General features: G+C 38.5%; 21 protein-coding genes and 3 pseudogenes. 17 read left to right on the forward strand and 7 right to left on the reverse strand.

Translation table 11 applies throughout. The features are described 5' to 3' along the window. Positions 1–13: 13 nt before the first annotated feature. Positions 14–157 (forward strand): hypothetical protein, encoded by a 144-nt coding sequence (locus AB1279_RS01610; RefSeq protein WP_429753093.1) that lies wholly within the window; start codon positions 14–16, stop codon positions 155–157. Between the two features lie 176 nt (positions 158–333). Further along, positions 334–1,416, forward strand: a complete 1,083-nt coding sequence (locus AB1279_RS01615; protein WP_429757613.1) for a glycosyl hydrolase family 8 — start codon at positions 334–336, stop codon at positions 1,414–1,416. Between the two features lie 9 nt (positions 1,417–1,425). Here the strand turns inward: AB1279_RS01615 and AB1279_RS01620 are convergent. Further along, positions 1,426–1,674 (reverse strand): annotated as a pseudogene (locus tag AB1279_RS01620) (acyltransferase); the annotation flags it as partial. 348 nt (positions 1,675–2,022) lie between these two features. Then, positions 2,023–2,262: pseudogene (locus AB1279_RS01625) on the reverse strand (zinc ribbon domain-containing protein); the annotation flags it as partial. A gap of 492 nt (positions 2,263–2,754) precedes the next feature. Between AB1279_RS01625 and AB1279_RS01630 the strand changes: the two are divergent. The 6 genes and pseudogenes from AB1279_RS01630 (at position 2,755) to chbG (ending at position 7,068) form a co-directional block, all read left to right on the forward strand. Next, positions 2,755–3,057 carry a PTS sugar transporter subunit IIB gene (locus tag AB1279_RS01630; protein WP_429753095.1) on the forward strand — a complete coding sequence of 101 codons (303 nt, stop codon included), beginning with the start codon at positions 2,755–2,757 and terminating at the stop codon, positions 3,055–3,057. A 14-nt stretch (positions 3,058–3,071) separates the two neighbouring features. Then, entirely contained in the window at positions 3,072–4,373 is a 1,302-nt protein-coding gene (gene celB / locus AB1279_RS01635; protein ID WP_429757614.1) for a PTS cellobiose transporter subunit IIC, read from the forward strand. Between the two features lie 9 nt (positions 4,374–4,382). Next, positions 4,383–4,700, forward strand: a complete 318-nt coding sequence (locus tag AB1279_RS01640; RefSeq protein ID WP_429757615.1) for a PTS lactose/cellobiose transporter subunit IIA — start codon at positions 4,383–4,385, stop codon at positions 4,698–4,700. Between the two features lie 96 nt (positions 4,701–4,796). Beyond that, a pseudogene (locus AB1279_RS01645) lies at positions 4,797–4,996 on the forward strand (PTS lactose/cellobiose transporter subunit IIA); the annotation flags it as partial. Beyond that, the gene (locus tag AB1279_RS01650; protein ID WP_429757616.1) at positions 4,984–6,309 is read left to right on the forward strand and encodes a 6-phospho-beta-glucosidase; all 1,326 of its coding nucleotides are present in this window, start codon (positions 4,984–4,986) and stop codon (positions 6,307–6,309) included. The pseudogene AB1279_RS01645 and the gene AB1279_RS01650, both read left to right, overlap by 13 nt. 54 nt (positions 6,310–6,363) lie before the next feature. Next, a complete protein-coding gene (gene chbG / locus AB1279_RS01655) occupies positions 6,364–7,068 on the forward strand; it encodes a chitin disaccharide deacetylase (protein WP_429757617.1) in 705 nt (234 codons plus the stop codon). Positions 7,069–7,109: 41 nt separating this feature from the next. Here the strand turns inward: chbG and AB1279_RS01660 are convergent, their stop codons facing one another. The 3 genes from AB1279_RS01660 to AB1279_RS01670 form a co-directional block, all read right to left on the reverse strand. Further along, on the reverse strand, positions 7,110–8,330 hold the full coding sequence (locus tag AB1279_RS01660) for a chromate transporter (protein ID WP_429757618.1): 1,221 nt from the start codon (positions 8,328–8,330) through the stop codon (positions 7,110–7,112). 349 nt (positions 8,331–8,679) lie between these two features. After that, positions 8,680–9,444 (reverse strand): polysaccharide deacetylase family protein, encoded by a 765-nt coding sequence (locus AB1279_RS01665; RefSeq protein ID WP_429757619.1) that lies wholly within the window; start codon positions 9,442–9,444, stop codon positions 8,680–8,682. A gap of 153 nt (positions 9,445–9,597) precedes the next feature. Continuing rightward, positions 9,598–10,668, reverse strand: a complete 1,071-nt coding sequence (locus AB1279_RS01670; RefSeq protein WP_429757620.1) for a glycosyltransferase family 4 protein — start codon at positions 10,666–10,668, stop codon at positions 9,598–9,600. Between the two features lie 486 nt (positions 10,669–11,154). Here AB1279_RS01670 and galE point away from each other — a divergent pair, with 486 nt between their 5' ends. From galE to wecB, 3 genes are all read left to right on the forward strand, one after another. Then, positions 11,155–12,141 (forward strand): UDP-glucose 4-epimerase GalE, encoded by a 987-nt coding sequence (gene galE / locus AB1279_RS01675; protein ID WP_429757621.1) that lies wholly within the window; start codon positions 11,155–11,157, stop codon positions 12,139–12,141. A 223-nt stretch (positions 12,142–12,364) separates the two neighbouring features. Beyond that, positions 12,365–13,690, forward strand: a complete 1,326-nt coding sequence (locus AB1279_RS01680) for a UDP-glucose dehydrogenase family protein (protein ID WP_429757622.1) — start codon at positions 12,365–12,367, stop codon at positions 13,688–13,690. Between the two features lie 96 nt (positions 13,691–13,786). After that, on the forward strand, positions 13,787–14,902 hold the full coding sequence (wecB, locus tag AB1279_RS01685) for a non-hydrolyzing UDP-N-acetylglucosamine 2-epimerase (protein ID WP_429757623.1): 1,116 nt from the start codon (positions 13,787–13,789) through the stop codon (positions 14,900–14,902). Positions 14,903–15,061: 159 nt separating this feature from the next. Here the strand turns inward: wecB and AB1279_RS01690 are convergent, their stop codons facing one another. Further along, positions 15,062–16,354 (reverse strand): LCP family protein, encoded by a 1,293-nt coding sequence (locus tag AB1279_RS01690; RefSeq protein WP_429757624.1) that lies wholly within the window; start codon positions 16,352–16,354, stop codon positions 15,062–15,064. A gap of 23 nt (positions 16,355–16,377) precedes the next feature. Continuing rightward, positions 16,378–17,019, reverse strand: coding sequence for a YigZ family protein (locus AB1279_RS01695; RefSeq protein WP_429757625.1), 642 nt, complete (start codon positions 17,017–17,019; stop codon positions 16,378–16,380). A 480-nt stretch (positions 17,020–17,499) separates the two neighbouring features. On the opposite strand from AB1279_RS01695, the gene AB1279_RS01700 reads away from it, so the two are divergent. From AB1279_RS01700 to AB1279_RS01725, 6 genes are all read left to right on the forward strand, one after another. Then, entirely contained in the window at positions 17,500–18,342 is an 843-nt protein-coding gene (locus AB1279_RS01700) for a DegV family protein (RefSeq protein WP_429757626.1), read from the forward strand. A 238-nt stretch (positions 18,343–18,580) separates the two neighbouring features. Beyond that, complete coding sequence (locus AB1279_RS01705; protein WP_336482275.1) at positions 18,581–18,895, forward strand: winged helix-turn-helix transcriptional regulator; 315 nt, start codon at positions 18,581–18,583, stop codon at positions 18,893–18,895. A 224-nt stretch (positions 18,896–19,119) separates the two neighbouring features. Next, a complete protein-coding gene (locus tag AB1279_RS01710) occupies positions 19,120–20,160 on the forward strand; it encodes a glucan-binding protein (RefSeq protein ID WP_429757627.1) in 1,041 nt (346 codons plus the stop codon). A 317-nt stretch (positions 20,161–20,477) separates the two neighbouring features. Beyond that, positions 20,478–21,689 carry an NlpC/P60 family protein gene (locus AB1279_RS01715; RefSeq protein WP_429757628.1) on the forward strand — a complete coding sequence of 404 codons (1,212 nt, stop codon included), beginning with the start codon at positions 20,478–20,480 and terminating at the stop codon, positions 21,687–21,689. Positions 21,690–21,820: 131 nt separating this feature from the next. After that, positions 21,821–23,167, forward strand: a complete 1,347-nt coding sequence (locus tag AB1279_RS01720; RefSeq protein ID WP_429757629.1) for a DEAD/DEAH box helicase — start codon at positions 21,821–21,823, stop codon at positions 23,165–23,167. Continuing rightward, positions 23,167–23,874 carry a ComF family protein gene (locus AB1279_RS01725; protein ID WP_429753114.1) on the forward strand — a complete coding sequence of 236 codons (708 nt, stop codon included), beginning with the start codon at positions 23,167–23,169 and terminating at the stop codon, positions 23,872–23,874. Before AB1279_RS01720 ends, AB1279_RS01725 begins: the two co-directional genes overlap by 1 nt. Positions 23,875–24,203 lie beyond the last annotated feature (329 nt).

Below are 24,203 nucleotides of genomic sequence, written 5' to 3' on the forward strand. Positions count from 1 at the left end.
AGGGGAAGTTTTCATGTATCCAGAAGTCATAAAAAAAATGGCATTTTCGAAAGAGCATAAAGATTTATTATTGAAGCTATACAATAAGGAAATTACAAGGCGTGAATATGATCGTCTTGTACAAGCACTATATCGACCAACAAAAGAAAGTGTGTAAATATCCATTCATGGTGAGTGGGTAACTGAATCTTATATTAGTGAAATAAAGTGAAACTTCCATCAGTGGGGGTCTTACTGCCAGCGAATAGCGGGATAAAAGAGGCAATCTGAAAAAGGTTGCCTTTTTTGTATGTTTTTTTCTTATAATGGTTAGCATCTTAACGAGGTGATATTGTGCGGAAACATTTTTATCTATTTATTGCAATGGCCGTTTTGATTATTTTATGTGGAGCGGTGATGTGGAAGGTGTTACAAGGGAGCGGTACAGAGCAATTTATTATACGCCATATGACAAATGAAAATGGAACGTTGGCAACATATCGGCTTAAAAGTGACAAACAAGGAACAGATGTTGCAACCGGACGTGAAGCGTTGTCTGAGTCAGCAGGATTATGGCTCCGATATGCGCTAGATACTGATAATCAAGAGATGTTTGATGCGCATATGAAAGTTATACAAAATTATTTTTTGGACTCATCTCATATTGTACTATGGAAAATTGCTGAATCGGGAAAAAGACAGGCAAGAACGAATGCACTTATTGATGATTTACGGATTGTACAGCAATTGTACCGGGCATATGAGAAATATGGGGAAGAGCGATATAAGCATCTTGCAGATCAAATTAGCGATGCCATATTACATTATAATAAGAAAGGATCTTTTTACGTTGATTATTACGATGCGAATGCACATGTATCAAATGATACACTAACAACATCTTATGTGAATCCGAAAGCATTTTCTTATATGAAAAAGTATGGAAAAATTACCGATGCTGAGTATCAAAAAGTTGTTCAATTTCTAGCGGATTATCCGCGAAATGGATGGGCTTTTCCGAAAACGTATGAGAAAGATGGTACCTTTACATATGATAAAGAAGTAAATATTATTGATCAGTCATATGTTGCGTATTACCGAAGTTTAGTAGACCTTCCTTCTGCAGCATATTTGGATTTTCTTAAGAAAACATTTAAGAAAGACGGCAAACTGTATGGAAGATATCATTTAGAAACAGGAGAACCAGCTGTTGCTTTTGAATCACCGGCTGCGTATGGTATAACGATTTTATATTTATTAGAAGTTGGAGAGAGGAAGTTAGCTGAAGCGATGTATGAGGAAGCAGCGACGTTCCGTAATAAAAATCCGTTTAGCCGCTATTACGGCGGCTATGTAACAGGAGAAGATAAGAATACACATATTTTTGATAATCTATTGCCGCTTTTAGCAGAAACGGCGTTAAAAAACAGCAAGTAATCATTACTTGCTGCTTTTTTCATAAATGTACTGTGTATATAACATTTGTTTTGTATATTGATTAATAAGGTGAAAGCCGACAATAAAAATAAATGCTGGAGCAGAAAATTTTGCTAGATTAAATAACATGCCGGTAATAATAGATTGCTCAATTACTAAATTCCCTTGATTCATTGTATATAGTAATGAGCTTTGCAAAACAACAGCTAGAAAGGCAATGCTTTGCAATACTTTAAACTCAGGGGCATTTTGTGTCATTGTGATCATCTTCTATTCCATACATGATTATAGTACAGGAGGGAGGAGTGTAATATGATCACTTTGTGAAAAATGTAATAATTTAGTAACAGTGCATACAACATAGATATGATAGGAAGAATCCTTCTAGTGAAAATTACGAGAATCGCTTCTATGTCAACAACCCGCCACTTAACACCCTTACGGGTCGTTTGAAGTGGGGGCTTGCGTCTGTCAGAGTTCGACAGTGCTTCTACCCTCATAGAGAGCAACTACGCTTATTCCTACCCAGTAGTGCAAACGAGCTACGCTCTCCTACCTTAGTGTGGTGGAACATAAGGACGGTTGACTTCGCCCTTACTACAAGAGCTATACTCCTGTAGTAACTACACCAATATGTTCAATCCCTTTACGGTGTAGATTCATAGCACCAATACGGTCATCATTTGACTTGTATTGACAGTTTTTACAACAGAATGTGTGTAATTTCTTATTACGGTTTTCTTTCTTGATATGCCCACATTTAGGGCAGGTTTGAGAAGTATATTTTGGGTCTACGACAATTACCTTCTGTCCGTTCATTTCTGCTTTATATTCCAGCATCTGACGGCAATTCCTCCCCCACTTATCGTTGGGCTACGCCCTGCACACGATTGAAGTAGGGGTATCCTTGCCGATTTTAGATGAAAGAAATTCGCGTTCAATTCTAGCCTTAGAGTTTAGTAGAAAGCAAGGGAATTTGAAGATTCTTTAGTTGATAGAGAGAATAGCGTGAAAAGGGGATTTTTGTTGGTATGCTCGTCATACGAAAATTACCCTAGACATATACATAGGTTAACTTAGATTTATTCCGCTATTTGCGGACAGTAAGACCCCTCAGCCTAGGGTTGAGAGAGAAAATGTTGTCCAGCTCTAGCGACTAGAATCTTCGGTCGTTTCGCCCCTCGGACGAGGCAAAAAGTGCCTCTCTGCCTTGGATGCGGGCGTCCTGCGATTCTGGGCGAACCGCTTCCGCTTTTCTACAGAAGATAGGTGGGGGATAACTGTCCGTAAAATCCCAAATGGGTAGTTGTAAAGAACACCTAAGAAAGGGGGCATTGTATGAATATTTTACTTTGCTGTGCTGCCGGAATGTCAACGAGCTTGCTTGTTACGAAGATGGAGAAAGCGGCACAGGTACAAGGTATAGAGGCGAAAATTTGGGCTGTTTCTGGAGCAGAAGTGCGTAATCATATCGATGAAGCTGATGTATTACTACTCGGTCCGCAAGTGCGCTATTTGCTGCCAAAAATGAAAGAACTATGTAAAGAGAAAGGAATACCTGTTGATGTCATTCAATCTGTACACTACGGACTTTGTAACGGGGAAGCGGTTTTACAAGCAGCGTTGTCAATGAAGTCATAAGGAGAGTGGAGAAGATGACAGGGTTTTTAGAGAGATACGTTATGCCTGTAGCGGGAAGAATTGCAGAGCAGCGCCACTTACAAGCTATTCGAGACGGAATTATTTTAACGATGCCTTTTTTAATTATCGGATCATTCTTCTTAATTATTAGTGCTTTGCCGATCCCTGGATATAATGACTTTATGGCTAATCTGTTTGGTGATGGTTGGCAAAAAGCGTTAGGATATCCAGTTAGCGCAACATTTAGTATCATGTCTTTAATCGCTGCTTTTGGAATCGCTTACAGATTGGCGGAACGGTATAAAGTAGATGCATTAGCTGCAGGGGCGTTATCGCTTGTGTCTTTCTTGCTCGCAACGCCATTTCAAGTTTCTCATATTATAGAAGGAACAAAGGAAAGTGTTATAGTAGAAGGCGTTATTCCAGTTGTGCTTATGGGGAGTCAAGGTTTGTTTGTAGCGATGATTTTAGCACTTATATCTACAGAAATATACCGCTTGATTATACAGAAGAATATTGTGGTTAAACTGCCAGAAACAGTACCGCCAGCTGTGTCCCGTTCGTTTACTGCACTTATTCCTGGGTTTATTGTCGTAACAGCTGTTTGGATTTTGCGATTAATGATGGAACATACTTCATTTGGGAGTATTCATAATATTGTTGGGCAATTATTACAAGCGCCGCTTAGTAAGCTTGGTGCTAGTTTATTTGGAGCCGTGATTGCTATTCTTCTTGTTCAAGTATTATGGGCATGTGGGCTTCACGGAGCGGCAATTGTTGGCGGAGTGATGGATCCAATTTGGGTATCATTAATGGATCAAAACCGCGTCGCCTTTCAAGCTGGGCAGGATGTGCCAAATACAGTTACAAAGCAATTCTTTGATTTATGGATTTATATGGGGGGATCAGGTGCAACACTTGCACTTGTAGTAGCGATGTTATTATTCGCGCGAAGTCAGCAATTAAAAAGTTTAGGCAGGTTATCAATTGCACCAGGTATTTTTAATATTAATGAAATGGTGACATTTGGGATGCCGATTGTATTAAACCCGCTTCTTCTCATTCCGTTTATTCTAGTTCCTGTTGTCCTAACGATTGTGACGTACTTTGCGATGGAATGGGGCCTTGTCGCACGGCCAAGCGGAGCGTTTGTACCATGGACAACACCGATTATTTTTAGCGGCTATTTAGCAACAGGCGGCAAGATCTCAGGTGTTGTTATGCAATTAGTGAACTTCTGCTTAGCGTTTCTCATCTACTTCCCATTTTTAAAAATATGGGATAAGCAAAAGTTGGCAGAAGAAAAGGGGGAGTAATAAAGAAACATGGATACATTAGAGACAACGGCTTTTCATTTAATTTTACACGGGGGAAATGCGAGAAGCTCGGCGATGGAGGCAATTCAATTTGCGAAACAAGGAAAGCTTCTCGAAGCGGACGAAAAGTTGCAAGAAGCAGCCAGCGAGTTAAAGGAAGCACACCGCTTGCAAACAACATTAATTCAACAAGAAGCAGGTGGCGAAAAGGTCGAACTCAGCTTACTGTTTGTTCACGCCCAGGATCATCTGATGAATGCTATAACAATAAAGGAACTAGCGAGTGAGTTTGTTGATTTATATAGGAAGATGCTAGATGGAAAATAGGCCTTGCGTGTGCAAGGTCTTTTTTTATGCGTAGAAAACGGCAAGTTAAACGAATGCAACGGCATTTAGCTGCAATTTGTGATATAAGAAGCAGAGGAATCGATGCATGAAGCGCATCATTTTCAAACCGAGCTCATAAAATCAGAAGCAAGAGGAAAAAAGAAAGCACAGTACTGTTAATTCATGCGCAAGGGCATTTAATGGACTCTATTACAGTAAAAGAATTAGCATCAGAATTCATCGATTTGTATAAAAAAATTAATGCGAAAGGGGAACATGCAGCATGCGTGGAATAAAAATTACAACAATTGGCGGCGGCTCTAGTTATACGCCAGAATTAATTGAAGGTTTTATTAAGCGCTATCATGAACTTCCTGTTCGTGAAATTTGGTTAGTTGACGTGGAAGCAGGAAAAGAAAAGTTAGAGATCGTTGGCAATTTAGCGAAGCGTATGGTGAAAAAGGCAGGAGTACCAATTGATATTCATCTTACGCTTGATCGCCGCGAAGCGTTAAAAGATGCGGACTTTGTTACAACGCAATTTCGCGTTGGGTTATTAGCAGCGCGCGGAAAAGATGAAGCAATTCCATTGAAATATAATGTGATTGGTCAGGAAACAAATGGTCCGGGCGGTTTATTTAAAGCTTTAAGAACAATTCCTGTTATTTTAGATATTTGTAAAGACATAGAGGAGATTTGTCCAAATGCATGGTTAATCAATTTCACAAATCCAGCAGGTATGGTAACAGAAGCTGTTCTTCGCTATACAAACATTCAAAAGGTTGTTGGGTTATGCAACGTTCCGATTGGGATTCGTATGGGATTAGCAAAGATTCTTGATGTAGATCCAAGCCGTGTACATGTTGATTTTGCAGGTTTAAACCATATGGTGTACGGATTGGATGTGTATGTAGATGGTATCAGCGTCATGGACCGTGTGCTGGAATTAGTGACAGACCCGGAAAAGCAAATTACGATGCAAAATATTGCAGGGCTTGATTGGGAGCCTGATTTCATTCGTGCGCTTCGTGCGATTCCATGTCCATATCATCGCTACTACTACAAAACACGCGAGATGTTAGAAGAAGAAAAACAAGCATCTATGGAAAACGGTACGCGTGCAGAAGTCGTGAAAAAGTTAGAAAATGATTTATTTGAGCTTTATAAAGATCCAAACCTAGACATTAAACCACCGCAATTAGAAAAACGCGGCGGGGCATATTATAGCGATGCTGCATGTAGTTTAATTACTTCTATCTATAACAATAAAGGTGACATTCAACCTGTAAATACAAGAAATAATGGCACAATTGCAAGTCTGCCGGCTGATTCTGCGGTTGAAGTAAACTGCGTCATTACAAAAGATGGTCCAAAACCAATTGCAGTTGGGGACTTACCAGTAGCTGTGCGCGGTTTAGTACAGCAAATTAAATCGTTTGAACGTGTAACAATTGAAGCTGCTATAACAGGTGATTATCATAAGGCGCTGCTTGCGATGACGATTAACCCACTTGTACCATCCGATAAAGTGGCAAAACAAATTTTAGATGAAATGCTGGAAGCTCATAAAGAATATCTTCCGCAATTCTTCAAAAAGGTGGAGAACTAAAAGCGGCGCTATATGAGCCCGCTTTTTTCTTGTTAAGTAATAGGAGGGGACAGAATGATTCGATTAATCGTAAACGCAGATGATTTTGGCTTAACGCGAGGTGTAAACTACGGTATTGTTGACGCACATGTTAACGGACTTGTAAATTCTACAACGATGATGATGAATATGCCGGGAGTAGAACATGCAGTGCAATTAGCGAAGGCATATAAGACGTTAGGGGTTGGTGTGCATCTCGTATTAACCGCAGGAAAACCACTTCTTTCTGACGTGCCTTCACTTGTAAAAGAAGATGGTTCGTTTCATTCACAAAGTACCGTTTGGGAAGGGAATATAGATCCGCATGACGTCCAGCGAGAATGGACTGCACAAATTGAAAAGTTTCTATCCTATGGTTTAACACTGACTCATTTTGATAGCCATCATCATGTACATGCACTGCCGATTTTACATGATGTATTAGAGAGATTAGCAGAGAAGTATCGTGTCCCAGTACGCCGCTGTGAGCAAAACCGTGCAGTCAGCCCATTTTCTGATGTGTTTTTCCACGATTTTTATGCAGATGGTGTAACGGACGATTATTTCACAAATTTACAAGAGCGTGTACAAGATGGGATGACAGTTGAAGTTATGGTGCATCCAGCTTATGTTGATGCGGAACTGGTGAAGTGTTCGTCGTATGTGATGAAGCGTATTGAAGAACTACGGATTTTAACAGAAAGTAAGCTTCCAAGTGGAGTGGAGCTTGTGAAGTTTTAATATATAAGAAAGACGGCTATTTCTCGGAATAGCCGTCTTTTTTATAATATTGATAAAATCATTCCGCCTATTGCACCCGCTACAACAATTACCCACGGTGGCAGCTTCCAAAAGGCAAGCATTGCAAATAAGAGTAATGCCACAACGAAATCAGTAGGCTTCCCAACTGAACTGGTCCAAATTGGATGATAGAAAGCGGCAAGTAAAATGCCGACAACAGCTGCATTTATACCAAACATAGCCCCTTGTACGTACGGCTTGCGGCGCAGCATATCCCAAAAGGGCAGTACGCCTACAATGAGTAAGAAGGCGGGAAGAAAAATGGCAATCGTCGCAATGGCTGCCCCAATAGTTCCGTTCATAATCGCGCCGATATAAGCAGCAAATGTAAATAATGGTCCAGGAACAGCTTGCGTCATTCCATAGCCAGCGAGAAACTGTTCTTTCGTTATACTGCCGTTTGACACAAACTCATTTTCTAAGAGCGGAAGAACGACATGACCACCGCCAAAGACGAGAGAGCCGGATCGATAGAAGCTATCAAACATGGCAATCCAGTGCGAGAGAGGGCGTAATATTGGTAATAGTATCAATAAGAGAAAGAACAGAGATAAGCATAACGCTGCGACTTTACGTGAAACTGGAATGGATATTTTTGATTCAATTGTTACGACGTGCTCTTTGTATAAGAACCATCCCATTATACCAGCGAATAGAATAACGATGATTTGTATCCAAGCTGCTTGGAATAATAGAACGGCAGCAGCTGCAATCACTGCGATCGTTGCGCGGCTCCGGTCTGGTGTTAGCTTCTGCGCCATTCCCCATAATGCATGAGCGACTATCGCTACCGCTACTAGTTTTAAGCCATGAATCCATCCAGCATGGGCGATGTCTATTTGTTGTAATACTGAAGCGAACAATACGAGCGCAAGAACAGAAGGCAACGTAAAACCAAGCCAAGAAACAATCGCCCCAAGTATGCCGCCCCGAGATAATCCAATCCCCATGCCAACTTGGCTACTAGCAGGACCGGGAAGAAATTGACAAAGTGCTACTAAATCAGCATAGCTTCTTTCATCCATCCATTTTCGCTTTTGGACGTACTCGTAGTGAAAATAACCAAGGTGTGCAACAGGCCCCCCGAAGGAAGTGAGTCCAAGTTTCGTGGAAACGAGAAAGATTTCTATTAATACTCGTAAGTAATTTGGAATAATTCGTTTTTCTTTAGGCTTCACAGTAATACGATTCTCCTTCTTCATAAATACAGGCTTTTCTTCTATCATATCGAATATATATCAATAAGAACATGGATAGAATGTAATGAATATGTAAAATTGCATACACCAGGAACATCTTTTCGTGTTACAGTGAGGAAGAAAGATAGCCTCCTAACTATCTTTTGTTTAACGGATAATTGTGTGTATTATTACTTGCTATCGGAAACAACAAAGGAACCTCTAAGAGGTTCCTTTTGTCTTATTATCCATAAAAAACTGCTGTCTATTAGTGGAGCCCACTAATAAAAGTTTCAATTTATTGCTATTTCAAAGTTTACACAAAAATAGGAATTGAGGAAAGAGAAAACAGCTCTAGCAGAAGCTAAAGCTGTTACAATCTCGTATCCTTCCAAAAATTAACTTCTACATGAGAAGAAGGATTGTAAGGAAGCAGTGTATATCCTCTTGAACGAAGATAGTCAATTATTTTTGGTAAAATTTGCACGGTGACACTTGAGTCATGCATTAAAATGACTTCAACTGGTTTATCACTTTGATTCATTACTCGTTCCAATACAGCAGAGGGATTGTGATAACTTTTCCAATCATATGTGTCGACTGTCCAATCCCACATTTTATAATGAGCTGCAACAAGAGCATCGCGATAATTTTTCTTTAAATAGGGCATACTGCCGTAAGGAACGCGAACGAGATGCGTGTCAAGTCCGGTGATGACTTGAACAATTGTCCGAGCTTGTTCCATTTCAGAAACTAAAATAGAGGGATCACCATTATAAAGGTGTTTTGCATTATGAGACATACTATGTAATCCTAGATAATGACCTTCTTGAATTAATCGCTTTGTTGTTTGAGGATAACGAGAGACACGTCCGCCAATAACGAAGAAGGTTGCTTTTTCATTTTTCTGCTTTAAGATATTTAAAATTTGTGATGTATATTTGTTTGGTCCATCATCGAATGTTAAATAAGCCACTTTTCTTTGCTGAGTAGCTGTAGGTTGCTGTGGCAGTTGTGTTTCAAGATGAGCGATAGAGCGATTCTCATGTGAAGATACAACTGCAGCCTGCTTAGGTGATAGAAAACATGAGATGATAGTATAAAACAAACAGATCAGTAGAAGCGTTCGCTTAATCATGATGCTCACCCTAATTTGAAGATTGTACATTTATCTTGCTCCAATAGTGGTATTCTCAAACAAACTATATTTTGGAAAACAAAAAACCGGATGATTTTTTTAAAAAAATCATCCGGCTTGTATATTTTTATATGGTATTGGTTATACTATTTGTTATTCTTCACGTTTTTTTACTTTTTTAAAGACTGAAATAATTGGTTTATAGCGATCGTGTACAAGACCGATAATCTCTGCGACAATTTCAGTAACTAAAATAAGAACAAATAGAAGAACAATGGATAACCATAATGTTGCGCTTGAGAAAATAATCGCGTTGACACTAAAGAAAATCCCGAACGCATAAATGATAAGCACCGTTGTTCGATGAGAGAATCCCAGTGCAAGTAAACGGTGATGTAAATGCGATTTATCTGGCGCTGAAATTGGTTTTTTATTTACAATCCGACGAATGATTGCAAATATTGTATCGAATATTGGTACCCCTAAAATAATGATTGGAACGATAAAGCTAAACAGTGTTACGCTTTTGTATAGTCCAAGTAGCGATAGTACAGAAATACAGTATCCTAAGAATAGTGCCCCTGTATCCCCCATAAAGATTTTCGCTGGATGGAAGTTATAGAACAGAAATCCAATTGTACTTGCCAGTGCGATTAGCGCAAGCGGTAAAATGAGAGCACTCCCAGCACCAGTAACGCTCGTAGCAGCCATGTAAGCTAACGTTGCAAGAACAATAGATGAAATCCCAGCGGATAATCCGTCAAGTCCATCAATTAAATTAATAGCATTTGTAATACCGACAATCCAAAATACTGTAATTGGATAAGAGAACCATCCGAGGTCCACATCTCCTAAAATTGGAATGAAAAGCACCGGTATTTGTAAGTTTTTTACGATTAACAATGCGACTACAAGTTGTCCACCAAATTTTACTTTTGCAGATAATTCATATATATCATCTAATACACCGATGATGATGATGATGACAGCACCTACACTAATTGATATGATACGCTGTTCGTACAAGCCGCTAACAAGGCACCCCACAACAACTCCGATAAAAATTGCCAGTCCGCCAAGACGAGGCATAATGCGTTGGTGTACTTTACGAGCATTTGGCTTGTCTGTTGCCCCGATCTTAAAGGCTAATTTAATCACGAAAGGGGTAGCAATCAGTACGGTAATGAAAGATGCCAAAACTGCATAAATAATTCGTGAGTCCATTAATACCCCACCTTTTATATTTTAACGTAAACAAATCTTTCTTCTACTTAAAATTCCAATATGTGTTTTCTGACTCATAACATATGGTATCATAAAAAGAGTAGAATTCAATCTTTTTTTCTTTTTACTTTGGTTGGTGATAACTGAAAAATATGACAACTCTGCAATGAATTATAGATGCAAATTAGTTTTAATATGGGTGTTTTTCAGTAAAATATGTATGCATTCTATTACGAACTATGGTAAATGTTAGAGGAAAGCAATGGTAGAGTTCTGCCTTTTAAAAAACATTCGTTGAAGCATGGATTTTGATTATGTGTTGTCAAATAGAAGAGCTGAGAAAAAGTTACAATAACTAACCATTCGTGTCACTGGTGGGAAGTTCTCACCAATCGAGCTGTTACAGACAGTCTGATTTTGCAACATTGAATTACTTTTATAAAGAGTGAAATTATATGGTGATAAATTTTTGTAGGGGGAGAAAGAATGATTTTAGTAGTTGGCGGAGCCGGATATATTGGAAGTCATACAGTAAAACAATTGTTAGACCAAAATTTTGAAGTGGTCGTATTAGATAATTTATCGACAGGTCATCGTGAGAGCGTTGATGAAAGAGCGCTTCTAGAAATAGGAGATTTAAGTAATGCGGCGGATTTAGATCGTGTATTTGGCAAATATTCTATTGATGCTGTTATGCATTTTGCGGCAAATAGCCTTGTCGGTGAATCTGTTTCGAATCCATTGAAATATTATAAAAATAACGTATCGGCAACGATTACCTTGCTTGAGAAAATGATGGAGCATGGTGTAACATCATTTATTTTCTCTTCAACAGCAGCAACGTATGGAATTCCAGATACAGATATCATTACAGAAGGCACTTTAACAAACCCAATCAATCCATATGGACGCTCTAAATTAATGATTGAACATATTTTACAAGATTTTCATGCAGCATATGGGATGAAATATGTTGTGCTTCGCTACTTTAATGCAGCGGGTGCTCACGTATCAGGAACAATTGGAGAAGATCATACACCAGAGACACATTTAATTCCGCTTGTGCTTCAGCACTTATTAGGAAAACGTGAATCAATTTCTGTATTTGGTACAGATTATGATACAAATGATGGCACGTGTATTCGTGACTATATTCATGTAACAGACTTAGCGGAGGCACATATTTTAGCACTGCAAAGTTTACAAAATGAACAAAAAACAAATGAAGTGTATAACTTAGGAAATGGAAAGGGTTTTTCCGTAAAAGAAGTGATTGAAACATGTGAGCGTGTAACTGGGAAGAAGGCGAATGTTATTCACACGGAACGCCGTGCTGGAGACCCAGCTCAACTGATCGCTTCTTCCGCAAAAATCTATGAAGAATTAGGCTGGAAGGCGAAATATTCACTTGAGAAAATGATTCAAACGGCTTGGGAATGGCATACAGGTCATCCAAACGGATATAGTAAGTAAAAACAAGTCAGCTGCTGATAAAGCAGCTGATTTGTTTTTTTACAAGATAAAAATGTATCCCGCATGAACGGACAGTGAAACCCCTACTGATGAAAGTTTTACTTTATAAAATTCGAAAATGTCTAGCTCCAGCGCTTTCTTTACAAAAGCTTAAAAAATGAAACGAAAGATGTCTCATATAATAAAGTTAGAGTGAAACGAACCATAAGTAGGGGGTGTGTTCATGAAAATTACAGTGGTAGGTACTGGGTATGTCGGATTGGTGACAGGTGTTGGCTTAGCGACACTCGGGCACTCTGTGACTTGTTTTGATATTGATGAACAAAAAATAAGGCTGTTAGAGAAAAATGAACTGCCGATTTATGAACCGGGCTTACAAGAATTATTGGAAGAGGCTGTTTTGGAACAGAGAGTATCATTTACTTCGAAAAAAGAAGAAGCCTACGGAGCAGTTGATTTTATTTTTGTGGCGGTTGGTACACCTTCCTACTTAGATGGGTCTGCGAATTTAACACATATTGTAAATGTGTGCCGCGATATTGGCATGTATGCACAACGAGATGTTATCGTTGTGACGAAAAGTACGGTTCCGGTTGGGACAAATGATGCTATGAAAGAATGGATTCGAGAATCATTGCAAACAGATATACGTATACATCTTGTATCAAATCCGGAGTTTTTACGAGAAGGCTGCGGTGTGCAAGATTTCTTTCATGGTGATCGTATTATCATTGGAGCAGAAACAGCAGCGATTGCAAAGAGAGTTGCTAAGCTGTATGAATCGCTCCCAATTAAAATATTTACAACGGATGTGCGCAGTGCAGAAATGATTAAGTACGCATCGAATGCTTTTTTAGCGACGAAAATTAGCTTTATTAATGAAATTTCAAATATATGTGAAAAAGTACAAGCCGATGTGACAGAAGTGGCGGCTGGTATGGGAATCGATAAACGAATTGGTCCGCATTTTCTGCAAGCAGGTATTGGATACGGCGGTTCGTGTTTTCCGAAAGATACAAACGCACTTGTACAAATTGCGGGGAATGTGGCGCATGATTTTAGATTATTAAAAGCAGTCATTGAAGTGAATAATAAGCAGCAAGCTTCACTTGTGGAGAAAGCAGAAAAGATGATGAGTTTGCGGGGAAAACGAGTCGCAGTTCTTGGCCTTTCGTTTAAGCCTAATACAGATGATATAAGGGAAGCGCCGTCTCTTATGATTATTGAACAGTTACTAGTTCTAGGAGCTAATATTATCGTGTATGATCCAAAGGCAATTTTACATGCGAAGCGTATATTGGCAAATCGAGTACAATATACGACAGATATAGATACAGCCCTTATGAAAGCAGATGCAGCATTTATTGTAACGGAGTGGGAAAGTATTCGAATGTATCCTATTGAGAAGTATGTACAGCTTATGAATAAACCGATTTTATTTGATGGAAGAAATTGTTATGGTTTAGAAGAGATGGATCAACAGGCCATTGATTACTATTCTATTGGCAGAAGAGCAGTTCGAAAGCGTGATGTTTCACATGTCCTTTAGAAAATATTTCCTTTTGCCATTTAGGATTCTCATATATAATAACAAGTGTTATCTCTTATGATGAATTGAAACACTGAAAGAAAAGAGGAACTGAATATGACAGAACGCATTAAAGTAATGACGATTTTTGGAACGCGTCCCGAAGCTATTAAAATGGCCCCTCTTGTGTTAGAGTTACAAAAACATTCAGAACAAATTGAGTCCATTGTGACAGTAACGGCACAACACCGTCAAATGCTGGATCAAGTGTTAGATATCTTTGGTATTACACCAAATTATGATTTAAATATCATGAAAGACCGTCAAACGTTAATTGATATTACAACGCGCGGCCTAGAAGGCTTAGATAAGGTCATGAAAGAAGCAAAGCCGGATATCGTTCTTGTACATGGTGATACAACGACAACATTTATCGCAAGCCTTGCAGCATTTTATAATCAAATTCCAATCGGTCATGTAGAAGCTGGTCTTCGTACGTGGGATAAATATTCTCCATACCCAGAAGAAATGAACCGACAATTAACAGGCGTTATGGCAGATCTTCATTTCGCACCGACAGCAAAATCGGCAACAAACTTACAACAAGAGAACAAAAAAGAAGCAAACATTTTTATTACAGGAAATACAGCAATTGACGCGTTAAAAACGACAGTAAAAGAATCATATACGCATCCTGTTTTAGAAAAGGTTGGAGATGACCGTCTGATCCTTATGACAGCACATCGCCGTGAAAACTTAGGTGAACCGATGCGCAATATGTTCCGTGCAATTAAACGTCTTGTAGAAACACATGAAGATGTGCAAGTTGTATATCCAGTACATATGAATCCTGTTGTTCGTGAAATTGCAGGAGAAATTTTAGGAGATCATAATCGTATTCATTTAATTGAGCCGCTTGATGTAATTGATTTCCATAACTTTGCATCACGTTCATACTTAATGTTAACGGATTCTGGTGGGGTACAAGAAGAAGCACCATCACTTGGTGTGCCAGTTCTTGTTCTTCGTGATACAACAGAGCGTCCAGAAGGTATCGAAGCGGGTACATTAAAGCTTGCTGGTACAGATGAAGAAACAATCTTCACTTTAGCGAATGAGCTATTATCAGATAAAGAAGTACACAATGCAATGGCAAGAGCATCGAATCCATATGGTGACGGGCATGCGTCAGAACGTATCGTGAAAGCAATTGTGGAGTATTTTAATAAGTAATGAAGTGAAACTTTCATCAGTGAGCGATTTTTTCACTGGTGGAAAGCTCTCACCAATCGGGTTCTTAAGGGCAGTTTGATTTTACAGCGATGAATAGCATCTTACTGCCCGTTAGAGCGGGATAAAAAAACAGCTATCTCCATTAGGAGATAGCTGTTTTTAATGTGAAGACATTTGCCATTCTGTATCTGATTGATGATTGGTTGAACTTGTTTTGTGTTCATTCGATTTAGATGATGGTGTAGATTGTTCTTGTTTTTCAGTATGGTTCTGTATATTTGAGTTATGAGATGGCTTAGCCGGCTCTTGCTTTTCAGGCTGATGCTGTATATTTGAGTTATGAGATGACTTAGCTGGCTCTTGCTTTTCAGGTTGATGTTGTATATTCAAGCTAGATGGTTTAGCCGGTTCTTGTGTTTCAGACTGCTGTTGTGTATCTGGTTCTTGTGTTCCAGATTGCTGCTCTGTATCCGACGCAGGAGCTGAATCTTCAAGTTGTAAGTTTTGCATAAAGGTATGGTGAACTTGTTGAACATTTGCTTCGTCTGGAATGAAATAGTAAATTCCGTCTATTTTTGCATCCTTGCCTTCCATTTTTACTGTTTGAATGCTAGATGTATCAAAGCCAGAGAATTCTTTATAGAGTGCAAGACCATCTGATACAGGTATATCTGTTTTGATATACGTTCCGATTGCTTTTGCAATGTCATTAATTTTAAATACAGTAGAAGGTGAGTTTAATTCCTTTAATACCGCCTCAAGTACTTGACGTTGACGCGCAGCACGGCCAAAGTCTCCATTCGGATCTTGCTTTCTCATCCGAACATAAGCTAAGGCTTCTTCCCCATTTAAATGCTGTGGTCCTTTTTTAAACTCAATCTTCTTGTAATAGTTAACATCAGAGCGTTCCCAGAAATCGAATGGAACATCGACTGTAACGCCGCCAACTGCATCGACTATGCCTTTAAATCCTTTAAAGTCTAACTTAATATAATGATCGACAGGTACTTTTAAAAAGTTTTCCACTGTATCTATTGTCATTTTTTCTCCGCCATAGGCATGAGCTGCATTTATCTTATCTTTTTTGTCACGCCCGACAATTGTTACGCGTGAATCACGTGGGATACTCATTAAAGATACCTTTTTGGATTTTGGATCAATAGTTGCAAACATTAAGGAATCCGTTCGCCCGTTTTTTCCGTCTGTGGCATAATCTTCAATTCCCATAATTAAAACACTAAATGGTTTTTTCGTAATTTCTACGTCCTCTGTGCGGAGTTTAGATTTATCATGCTTCAAGCCGCTGTAAACTCCCATTAAAGAAGAGTAAGAAGTATACGCATAAACTGCTCCGCCTCCGATAAGGAGAGCAAAAATAAGGAATATAAGCGATTTGCGTCTTCTTTTCTTTTTCGTTCTTCTATTTTGGAGATGATGATAACGATCTTCCATAAATAATCTCCTTTAAGTATAAATTAGTGTTGTACTATATCTTGCTCTAGATATAGCATCTCATCTTCATTAATTGTACATTTCCCATTTGTGATTTCAATCATCCATTCTATGAATAATTGTTTTTGATTTTCCCCTACATATGTGTCAAATGTGACATGATCTAAGTAGTGTATATCTTTAATCGCATATGTGGAATTACGTAGTTCATTTTCAATTTTCCCGAGCAATGTATAATCAATTTCAGTTTTCATGACGCGCATCAGCTTTCTTTCCACAATGCCGACATAATTTAGACCTTCACTTGTACATTTCCCGTATGCGCGAATTAAACCGCCTGCTCCTAGTTTAATGCCGCCGAAATAACGTGTTACAACAACGACAGTATCCTTTAAGTGGCGCTTCTTTAATACTTCTAGGATCGGGACACCAGCTGTACCGCTGGGTTCTCCGTCGTCGTTTGCTTTTTGAATTTGGTCATGTTCGCCAATTAAGTAGGCAGAGCAGTTATGGGTTGCATTCCAATGTTGTTTTTTTATTTTTTGGATAAATTCCTGCGCTTCTTCTTCTGTTGTCGCGCGGCTTACATGACAAATAAAGCGAGATTTTTGAATGACTATTTCATGTTCGCCGTCTTCTTTTACGGTGAAATATTGTAGTAGCAATGATATACGCCCCTATCTTTGTAAAGTGAAACTTCCATCAGTGAGCGATTTTTTCACTGATGGTTAGTTGAACTAATCGGGCTCTAACGTGCAGTTTGATTTGACATAGATGCACTACATGCTACTGCCCGTTAGAGCGGGGTAAAGTGAAACTTCCATCAGTGAGCAATTTTTTCGCGGATGGTTAGTTGAACCTATTGGGCTCTTTACAGGCAGTTTGATTTTACACCGATGTACTACATTCTACTGCCCGTTAGAGCGATAAATTATCAATACTTTTTATTCTAAAAGGGCTGGGGTGGAGTTTCAAATATTTTTTTGCAGAAATTTAGCTCTTTCTATTATAATTTGAAATTTTTTGTTGTAAATTGTTGAAATAGTGTTTATAATCTTAACCTCTCGTTTTTCCATCAGTTAATGCACCTTTTTCCATTTTCATGTACAATAAATAATAAATTTGTTTATAAGGTAGGTACGAAAATGAAAACAGCTATTGTAACCGATAGTACGGCATATTTACCAAAACATGTTCGTGAAGAGTTAAATATACATATAATCCCGTTGAATGTTATTTTTGGGAATGATTCTTATCAAGAAGAGATTGAGATTACAGCTGAAGATTTTTATGTGAAAGTTCGTGAACAGGAAGAGCTGCCAAAGACATCTCAACCAGCTATCGGAAAGTTTATTACGTTATTTGAAGAGCTGGGCAAAGAATATGATGCAGTGATTAGCGTTCACCTTTCTAGCGGTATTAGTGGTACATACCAGACAGCAACGACAGCTGGCCAAATGGTAGACGGAGTAAAGGTATATACATACGACTCAGAAATTAGCTGTGAAGTGCAAGGATTTTATGCACGTGAAGGCGCAAGAATGGCGAGTGAAGGGAAAACACCGGAAGAGATTATCGCTCGTTTCGATGAAATGAAAAAAACAGTGGATGCGTATTTCGTTGTAGATGATTTACATCATTTGCAGCGTGGAGGTCGGTTAAATAGCGCTCAAGCATTCATTGGAAGTTTATTACAAGTAAAACCGGTACTATATTTCCGCGATAAGGTTATTATTCCATTTGAAAAAATTCGTACGCGTAAAAAAGCATTAAAGCGTATTGTTGAAATTTTTGATAAACAAGCAAGTAAAGGTATGCCAATGGAAGCAGTTATCATTCATGCCAATCGAGAAGAAGAAGCAAAAGAATGGCAGCAAGAATTGAAAGAAGCATACCCGCATGTAGAAATTCGAATCAGTTATTTCGGAGCAGTAATTGGTACACACTTAGGAGAAGGTGCTCTTGGATTTGGATGGTATACGAAATAAAGTGAGACTTCCATCAGTGAGCGATTTTTTCACTGGTGGTTAGCTGAACCAATCAGGCCTTAACAGGCAGTTTGATTTTACAACAATGAATAGCAACTTACTGCCAGTTAATGCGAGATAATGAAAAAAGCTCTCTTTCATGTAGAGAGCTTTTTTGGTAAAAATATAAATAATAAAATCAGTTTGATTACTTACTTTTTATAAGAAACTATTTTATAATAGAGGAGAGGTGAAACATATGGAACATAATCCGTGTTTATGTCCGAAGTTCGAGTCTGCTTTTACACTCCTAAGTAAAAAGTGGACAGGGTTAATTATTAAATCACTGTTAGAAGAACCGAAACGATTTCGAGAAATTGCTGATATTATTCCAAATATGAGCGATCGTATGCTATCAGAGCGCTTAAAGGAATTAGAAAGTGAAGGAATTGTTGTGCGTGATGTTTATCCGGAAGTGCCAGTTCGTATTGAATATGGTTTGACAGATAAAGGAAAAGCGTTAGAAAGTGTAATGGATGAAGTACAAAAATGGGCAGAGAAGTGGGTTCACTAATTGGACTTTTACTGTCCGAGAATAGTGGGATAAAAAAGTGCAGGGAGATATTCCTGTGCTTTTTTTATTTTATAAAGGAGGAAAAATATACTAAAAATATTTCTTTTATATAAAAAATATTACGTAATTGTTACAAAAAATATTGTGTATGCATTTTGAATGTAATATAATTCCTCTTGTGTAAATAAAAACCAAAATTAATCATTATTTAGGGGAAATTTAAAATGAAGAAAGCTATTTTACCAGTTTTAATGTCTGCAATGTTCATAGTTCCTGCAATTTCTCATGCGGAAGAAACAGTTGTTCCAAAAAAAAATACGAATATTGCAGAGCAAGTTATAAAACAAACAGGTTGGGTAAAAGAGGGAAGTACATGGTATTACTATGACCAACATGGCGTGAAGAAGACAGGTTGGTTATATGATGGTGGGAAATGGTATTACTTTAACGCAGATGGAAAAATGCAAACGGGTTATGTTGAAGATAAAGATGCAGCCTACTTATTAGGAAAAGACGGTGCGATGTATAGCAATGAAGGTTGGGTTCAGTACGATAACAGCTGGTATTATATCGATGCAGGTGGAAAAGTAAACTATGATGTACTCGAATATAAGGGTAAACAGTATCGGTTCGGACCGGACGGGAAAATGATAACAGGCTGGATAGGAGAAAATACGCGAAGCTTTTATTATCACCCAGATGGATCAATGGCAATCGGTTGGAATTTCATTGATAATGTTTGGTGCTATTTTAATGCAGATGGCAGTACATATAATGGCTGGTTAAACTATAAAGGAAGTTGGTATTACTTTGTAGGTGGTAAAGCACAAACAGATTGGGTTACTGTTAGTGGGAAACACTACTATTTTGGAAATGATGGTGTAATGCGAACGGGCTGGGCGCAGGATACAGATGACAAGAGCCGTTGGTATTACTTAAATGCAGATGGGGCAATATATACAGGTTGGTTACAGTATAATAATAAATGGTATTACATCCATAGAGGCTTAATGCTAACTTCCATGCAACACGGTGAGTATTATCTTGGCGCAGATGGAACGATGCAAGTAGGTTGGGTACAAGATGGAGGGAAATGGTATTATTTCAATCCAGATGGTAAAGCAAGAGTAGGTTGGCTGCAATATAACAATAAATGGTATTATCTTGCTGAAACGGGCTATATGGTAAAAGGCGATTATCAAATTAATGGTAAATGGAATAAGTTCAATGAAGATGGCGTTTGGTTAGGGGAAGTAAAAGCTTAATAGATTAGTAAACTCTCTTGTGTGATAGCAAGAGAGTTTTGTTATGTTATAACAGATGACACAAATGGGTTTTGTTATGCATCACATAATTGTAAAGCAAATGAAAGCGTACGACAATAGAGAGAAAAATATCGTTTTCATCCCCTATTTCTCTACAAAAAAGCACAATATTAGAATATAAGTGCCAAGAAATTACAAGCGCAATATTACATTTATTTTACAAAAGCGTAACATTGCTAAAAAACATTGGTAATTATGGTATAAATTTTATTAGATAAATTCGGGAAACCAAGAAAAAGAAAGCGGTGTAAAACAGAATGAAAAAATTTAAAATCGCATCTTGCGCATTAGCAGCAGGATTTATGATGTTTTCAGTAGTAACACCAAATGCATTTGCTGAGAAAATTGACGATGTAAAAACACAAATTCAACAACAAAATGACACTTTACATAAACAACAACAAGAACGTGATGATCTTCAAAAACAAATGGACGAATTAAAGAATACAATCCAAGGATTGGATAAGTCTGTTCAAGAGAACGAAGCTAAACTTGCTGAAACGGTGAAGCAAGTAGATGATACGCAAAAATTAATTGACAAAAAAAACACAGAGATTGCAGATTTACAAACGAAAATTGCACAGCGTGAAGAACTGTTGAAGAAGCGTTTAGTTGCTCTTCAAGAGAAACCAAACACGAACGTTGTAACGGAAGTAGTTGTAAATTCTAAGAGCCTTGCTGATTTAATCGATCGTTTAACTTCTGTTTCACAAATTCTTAATTCTGACCAAGATATTATGAAAATGCAACAAGCGGACCAAGATAAAGTGAAAAAAGATGTGGAAACTGTAAAAGCAAAACAAAAAGAATTAAAAGATACACAAGCGAAAATTGAAACTGCGAAACAAGAACTTGATGCTGAAAAAGCGAAAAAGCAAGCGGCGGTAGATGAGTTAAGTGCGAAAATGCAAACAGTTGTAAATGGAATGACTAGCACACAAGATCAATTGAAAGATCTAGAAAAACAAGCTCTATACTTACAAAGCTTAGCTGAGCAAGAAGCAAAACAACCAGCGCAACCAGCTCAACAATCAACAAATAATGGCGGCGGACAAGCTAAAGCTCCTTCTAATTCGACACCAGCACCAGCACCTGCAAAAGGTGGCGGAGGTAATTCAGCTTCTGCTTCGGGTGTAATTGGAAAGGCACAACAATACCTTGGTATGCCATATGTTTGGGGTAGTGATAATCCATCTAACGGCGGATTTGACTGCAGTGGTTTCATTTCTTACATTTACGGCGTAGGTCGTCAAGATGTAGCTGGATACTGGAATTCTGTTCAACATATTAGTGACCCACAACCTGGTGATTTAGTATTCTTCCAAGGTACGTATAAAGCAGGTCCATCTCATATCGGTATTTATGTTGGCGGCGGACAAATGATTCATGCTGGTGATAGCGGAATTGCATATTCTAACATCAACAGCAGTTACAACCAAAAACATTTCTTAGGTTACGGTAGATTCTAAGATTTGTAATCATATAAAATACGTGAATAAAGTCGATAGCTTACTATTTTAAGAGTAGGTTATCGGCTTTTTTGATTTTTTACAAACTCTTTCAAAGTTTTTATAGTAAAAAATAGAAAGGGGAGAGCAGGATGCTAGAAGGCCGGCAATTACTATTAGAGGAAGTATTGGTTTCGGAGAAAGAGCTTCATCAGTTAGAGCGAGAAGGTAACATTCGTTATGAGTACGGAATTGTAAAGAAAAACGCTCGTTATATGTGCCAGCGTTGCGGGAATAAAAAGCAGCGACTATTCTTTTCGTTTTTTTGCTATCGGTGTAATCAGGTTTGTACGTATTGCCGCAAGTGTATCATGATGGGGAGAGTGAGTGAATGTACGCAGCTTGTTCGCTGGATTGGTCCGATACAAAATGAGATAATGACCGGTTGTCTAGAATGGGAAGGCCAGTTATCGCAAGGACAACAAATGGCGGCGAACGGAATTGTAGGTGCGGTGCAAAGGAAAGAATCCTTTTTTATATGGGCGGTATGCGGTGCAGGGAAAACAGAAATGTTATTTCATGGTATACAAGAAGCTTTAAGTAAAGGAGAACGTGTTTGTATTGCGACGCCGCGAACGGATGTTGTTCTTGAACTTTATCCCCGTTTACGGAAAGTGTTCCCATCTGTTTCAATTTGCGCATTATATGGTGGAAGTGACGACTTATATAAAGAGGGACAGCTCGTTATTTCGACAACCCATCAACTACTTCGTTATTACAGAGCGTTTGATGTCATGATTGTTGATGAAATTGATGCTTTTCCTTATTCTATGGATGAAACGCTGCAGTACGCGGTCATCTCTGCTAGTAAAGAACATGCTGCGTTTATTTATTTAACAGCCACTCCATCTAAGGATTGGCAGCGAAAGCTTCGTAATGGAAAACAAAAAGGCGTGATTATTCCTGCGCGCTACCATCGTTATCCCCTACCTGTTCCTATTTTTCGCTGGTGTGGGAATTGGCGAAAATCCATTCAAAAGAAAAACTTACCTCCAATTATTCTGCAGTGGCTTCATATATATCTTCAAAAACAATATCCTATGTTTTTATTTGTTCCTCATGTTTGTTATGTAGAAGAAATTGTTTCTATTTTAAAATGTATTGATAATCGTATAGAAGGTGTGTATGCGGAAGATCCGAAACGAAAAGAAAAGGTGGCCTCATTTCGAAAGGGAGAGATTCCGTTATTAGTAACGACGACAATTTTAGAAAGAGGCGTTACCGTTTCGAATTTACAGGTGGCAGTGTTAGGAGCGGAAGAGCATGTTTTTTCAGAAAGTGCACTCGTTCAAATTGCAGGACGAGCGGGGCGTAGTAGCCATGCTCCTTATGGAGATGTAGTCTATTTTCATTATGGAAAGACAGAGGCAATGGTTGCGGCAAAAAAACAAATTCAATCAATGAATAAACGAGCAAAGCAAGAAGGATTGGTGGACTAATGCATTGCCTTCTTTGTGATGACGTTATCTCAGTTTTGCCGAGCTGGTACTCTTTTTTTGTTGAACAAGAAAAGAGATACGTATGCACATACTGTGAACAAAAGTTTTCTTATATTATAGGAGATATTTGTGCAGATTGCGGAAGATCTTTTCAGTATCTATCGGATGAATATAAACAAGATAAATATTGTAAGGACTGTTTACGCTGGAAGCAGGATCCGCGTTTTCAGTATGTATATGTAAAAAATCGATCTGTCTATGTATACAATGATTGGATGAAAGAAGTGCTAACGCGCTTTAAATTTCGTGGTGACACAGCTCTTGTTCAAGTGTTTGCTTCTTCTTTTGCGAATGCTTTTCGGCAGTATTTTTCCCATTGTGATTGCATCGTCCCAATTCCGCTTAGCTTACAGCGAAAACATGAACGAGGGTTTAATCAAGCAGAATTGTTAGCGGCATGTTTATCTATTCCGATTGTGAAAACATCACTTATGCGAAGTGGTGCAGAAAAGCAAAGTAAGAAAACAAGAACAGAGCGTTTGCAGCGCCCTCGGCCCTTTTATTTTACAGAGGAAGAATCTTTTCAAGGAAAGGATATTCTTATAATTGATGACGTATATACAACTGGGATTACGGTGCGTCAAGCGGCGCAATGTTTTTATGAAAGGGGCGCAAAGAATGTTTCATCTTTGACACTTTGCCGTTAATTTTTTAATGTTCGCCTTGTTAATATAGTTCAGCTCAAGTATCCTCTCGCGGCGTTTCAGTGTTTTTTCAATTTTTGTCCCCTCTAACTACAATAGATTTTAAATGCATAGTAGAGAAAGTGAATATAGAAACTATGAATTTCGTGATAAAGTGAAACTTCCATCAGTGGGGGGCTTCATCCCCCACTGATGGAAAGCTCTCACCAATCGGGCGCATGCCAGCAGTTATCCCCCACCTATCTTCTGTAGAAAAGCGGAAGCGGCTCGCCCAGAATTGCAGGACGTTGGAGCGCCCGACAGATACCTCATCCGAGGGGGCAAAACGACCG

The organism is Bacillus sp. S14(2024), assembly GCF_050473785.1.
Taxonomy (GTDB): domain Bacteria; phylum Bacillota; class Bacilli; order Bacillales; family Bacillaceae_G; genus Bacillus_A; species Bacillus_A yunxiaonensis.

Excerpts from the sequence above, each read along its gene's own strand:
- AB1279_RS01680 (WP_429757622.1), top strand. The coding sequence starts at position 12,365 with ATGAAAATTACAGTGGTAGGTACTGGGTATGTCGGATTGGTGACAGGT.
- AB1279_RS01650 (WP_429757616.1), top strand. The coding sequence starts at position 4,984 with ATGCGTGGAATAAAAATTACAACAATTGGCGGCGGCTCTAGTTATACG.
- celB (WP_429757614.1), top strand. The coding sequence starts at position 3,072 with ATGACAGGGTTTTTAGAGAGATACGTTATGCCTGTAGCGGGAAGAATT.
- chbG (WP_429757617.1), top strand. The coding sequence starts at position 6,364 with ATGATTCGATTAATCGTAAACGCAGATGATTTTGGCTTAACGCGAGGT.
- AB1279_RS01725 (WP_429753114.1), top strand. The coding sequence starts at position 23,167 with ATGCATTGCCTTCTTTGTGATGACGTTATCTCAGTTTTGCCGAGCTGG.
- AB1279_RS01640 (WP_429757615.1), top strand. The coding sequence starts at position 4,383 with ATGGATACATTAGAGACAACGGCTTTTCATTTAATTTTACACGGGGGA.
- AB1279_RS01715 (WP_429757628.1), top strand. The coding sequence starts at position 20,478 with ATGAAAAAATTTAAAATCGCATCTTGCGCATTAGCAGCAGGATTTATG.
- wecB (WP_429757623.1), top strand. The coding sequence starts at position 13,787 with ATGACAGAACGCATTAAAGTAATGACGATTTTTGGAACGCGTCCCGAA.
- AB1279_RS01660 (WP_429757618.1), bottom strand. The coding sequence starts at position 8,330 with ATGAAGAAGGAGAATCGTATTACTGTGAAGCCTAAAGAAAAACGAATT.
- AB1279_RS01630 (WP_429753095.1), top strand. The coding sequence starts at position 2,755 with ATGAATATTTTACTTTGCTGTGCTGCCGGAATGTCAACGAGCTTGCTT.
- AB1279_RS01610 (WP_429753093.1), top strand. The coding sequence starts at position 14 with ATGTATCCAGAAGTCATAAAAAAAATGGCATTTTCGAAAGAGCATAAA.
- AB1279_RS01710 (WP_429757627.1), top strand. The coding sequence starts at position 19,120 with ATGAAGAAAGCTATTTTACCAGTTTTAATGTCTGCAATGTTCATAGTT.
- AB1279_RS01670 (WP_429757620.1), bottom strand. The coding sequence starts at position 10,668 with ATGGACTCACGAATTATTTATGCAGTTTTGGCATCTTTCATTACCGTA.
- AB1279_RS01720 (WP_429757629.1), top strand. The coding sequence starts at position 21,821 with ATGCTAGAAGGCCGGCAATTACTATTAGAGGAAGTATTGGTTTCGGAG.
- AB1279_RS01665 (WP_429757619.1), bottom strand. The coding sequence starts at position 9,444 with ATGATTAAGCGAACGCTTCTACTGATCTGTTTGTTTTATACTATCATC.
- AB1279_RS01705 (WP_336482275.1), top strand. The coding sequence starts at position 18,581 with ATGGAACATAATCCGTGTTTATGTCCGAAGTTCGAGTCTGCTTTTACA.
- galE (WP_429757621.1), top strand. The coding sequence starts at position 11,155 with ATGATTTTAGTAGTTGGCGGAGCCGGATATATTGGAAGTCATACAGTA.
- AB1279_RS01690 (WP_429757624.1), bottom strand. The coding sequence starts at position 16,354 with ATGGAAGATCGTTATCATCATCTCCAAAATAGAAGAACGAAAAAGAAA.
- AB1279_RS01700 (WP_429757626.1), top strand. The coding sequence starts at position 17,500 with ATGAAAACAGCTATTGTAACCGATAGTACGGCATATTTACCAAAACAT.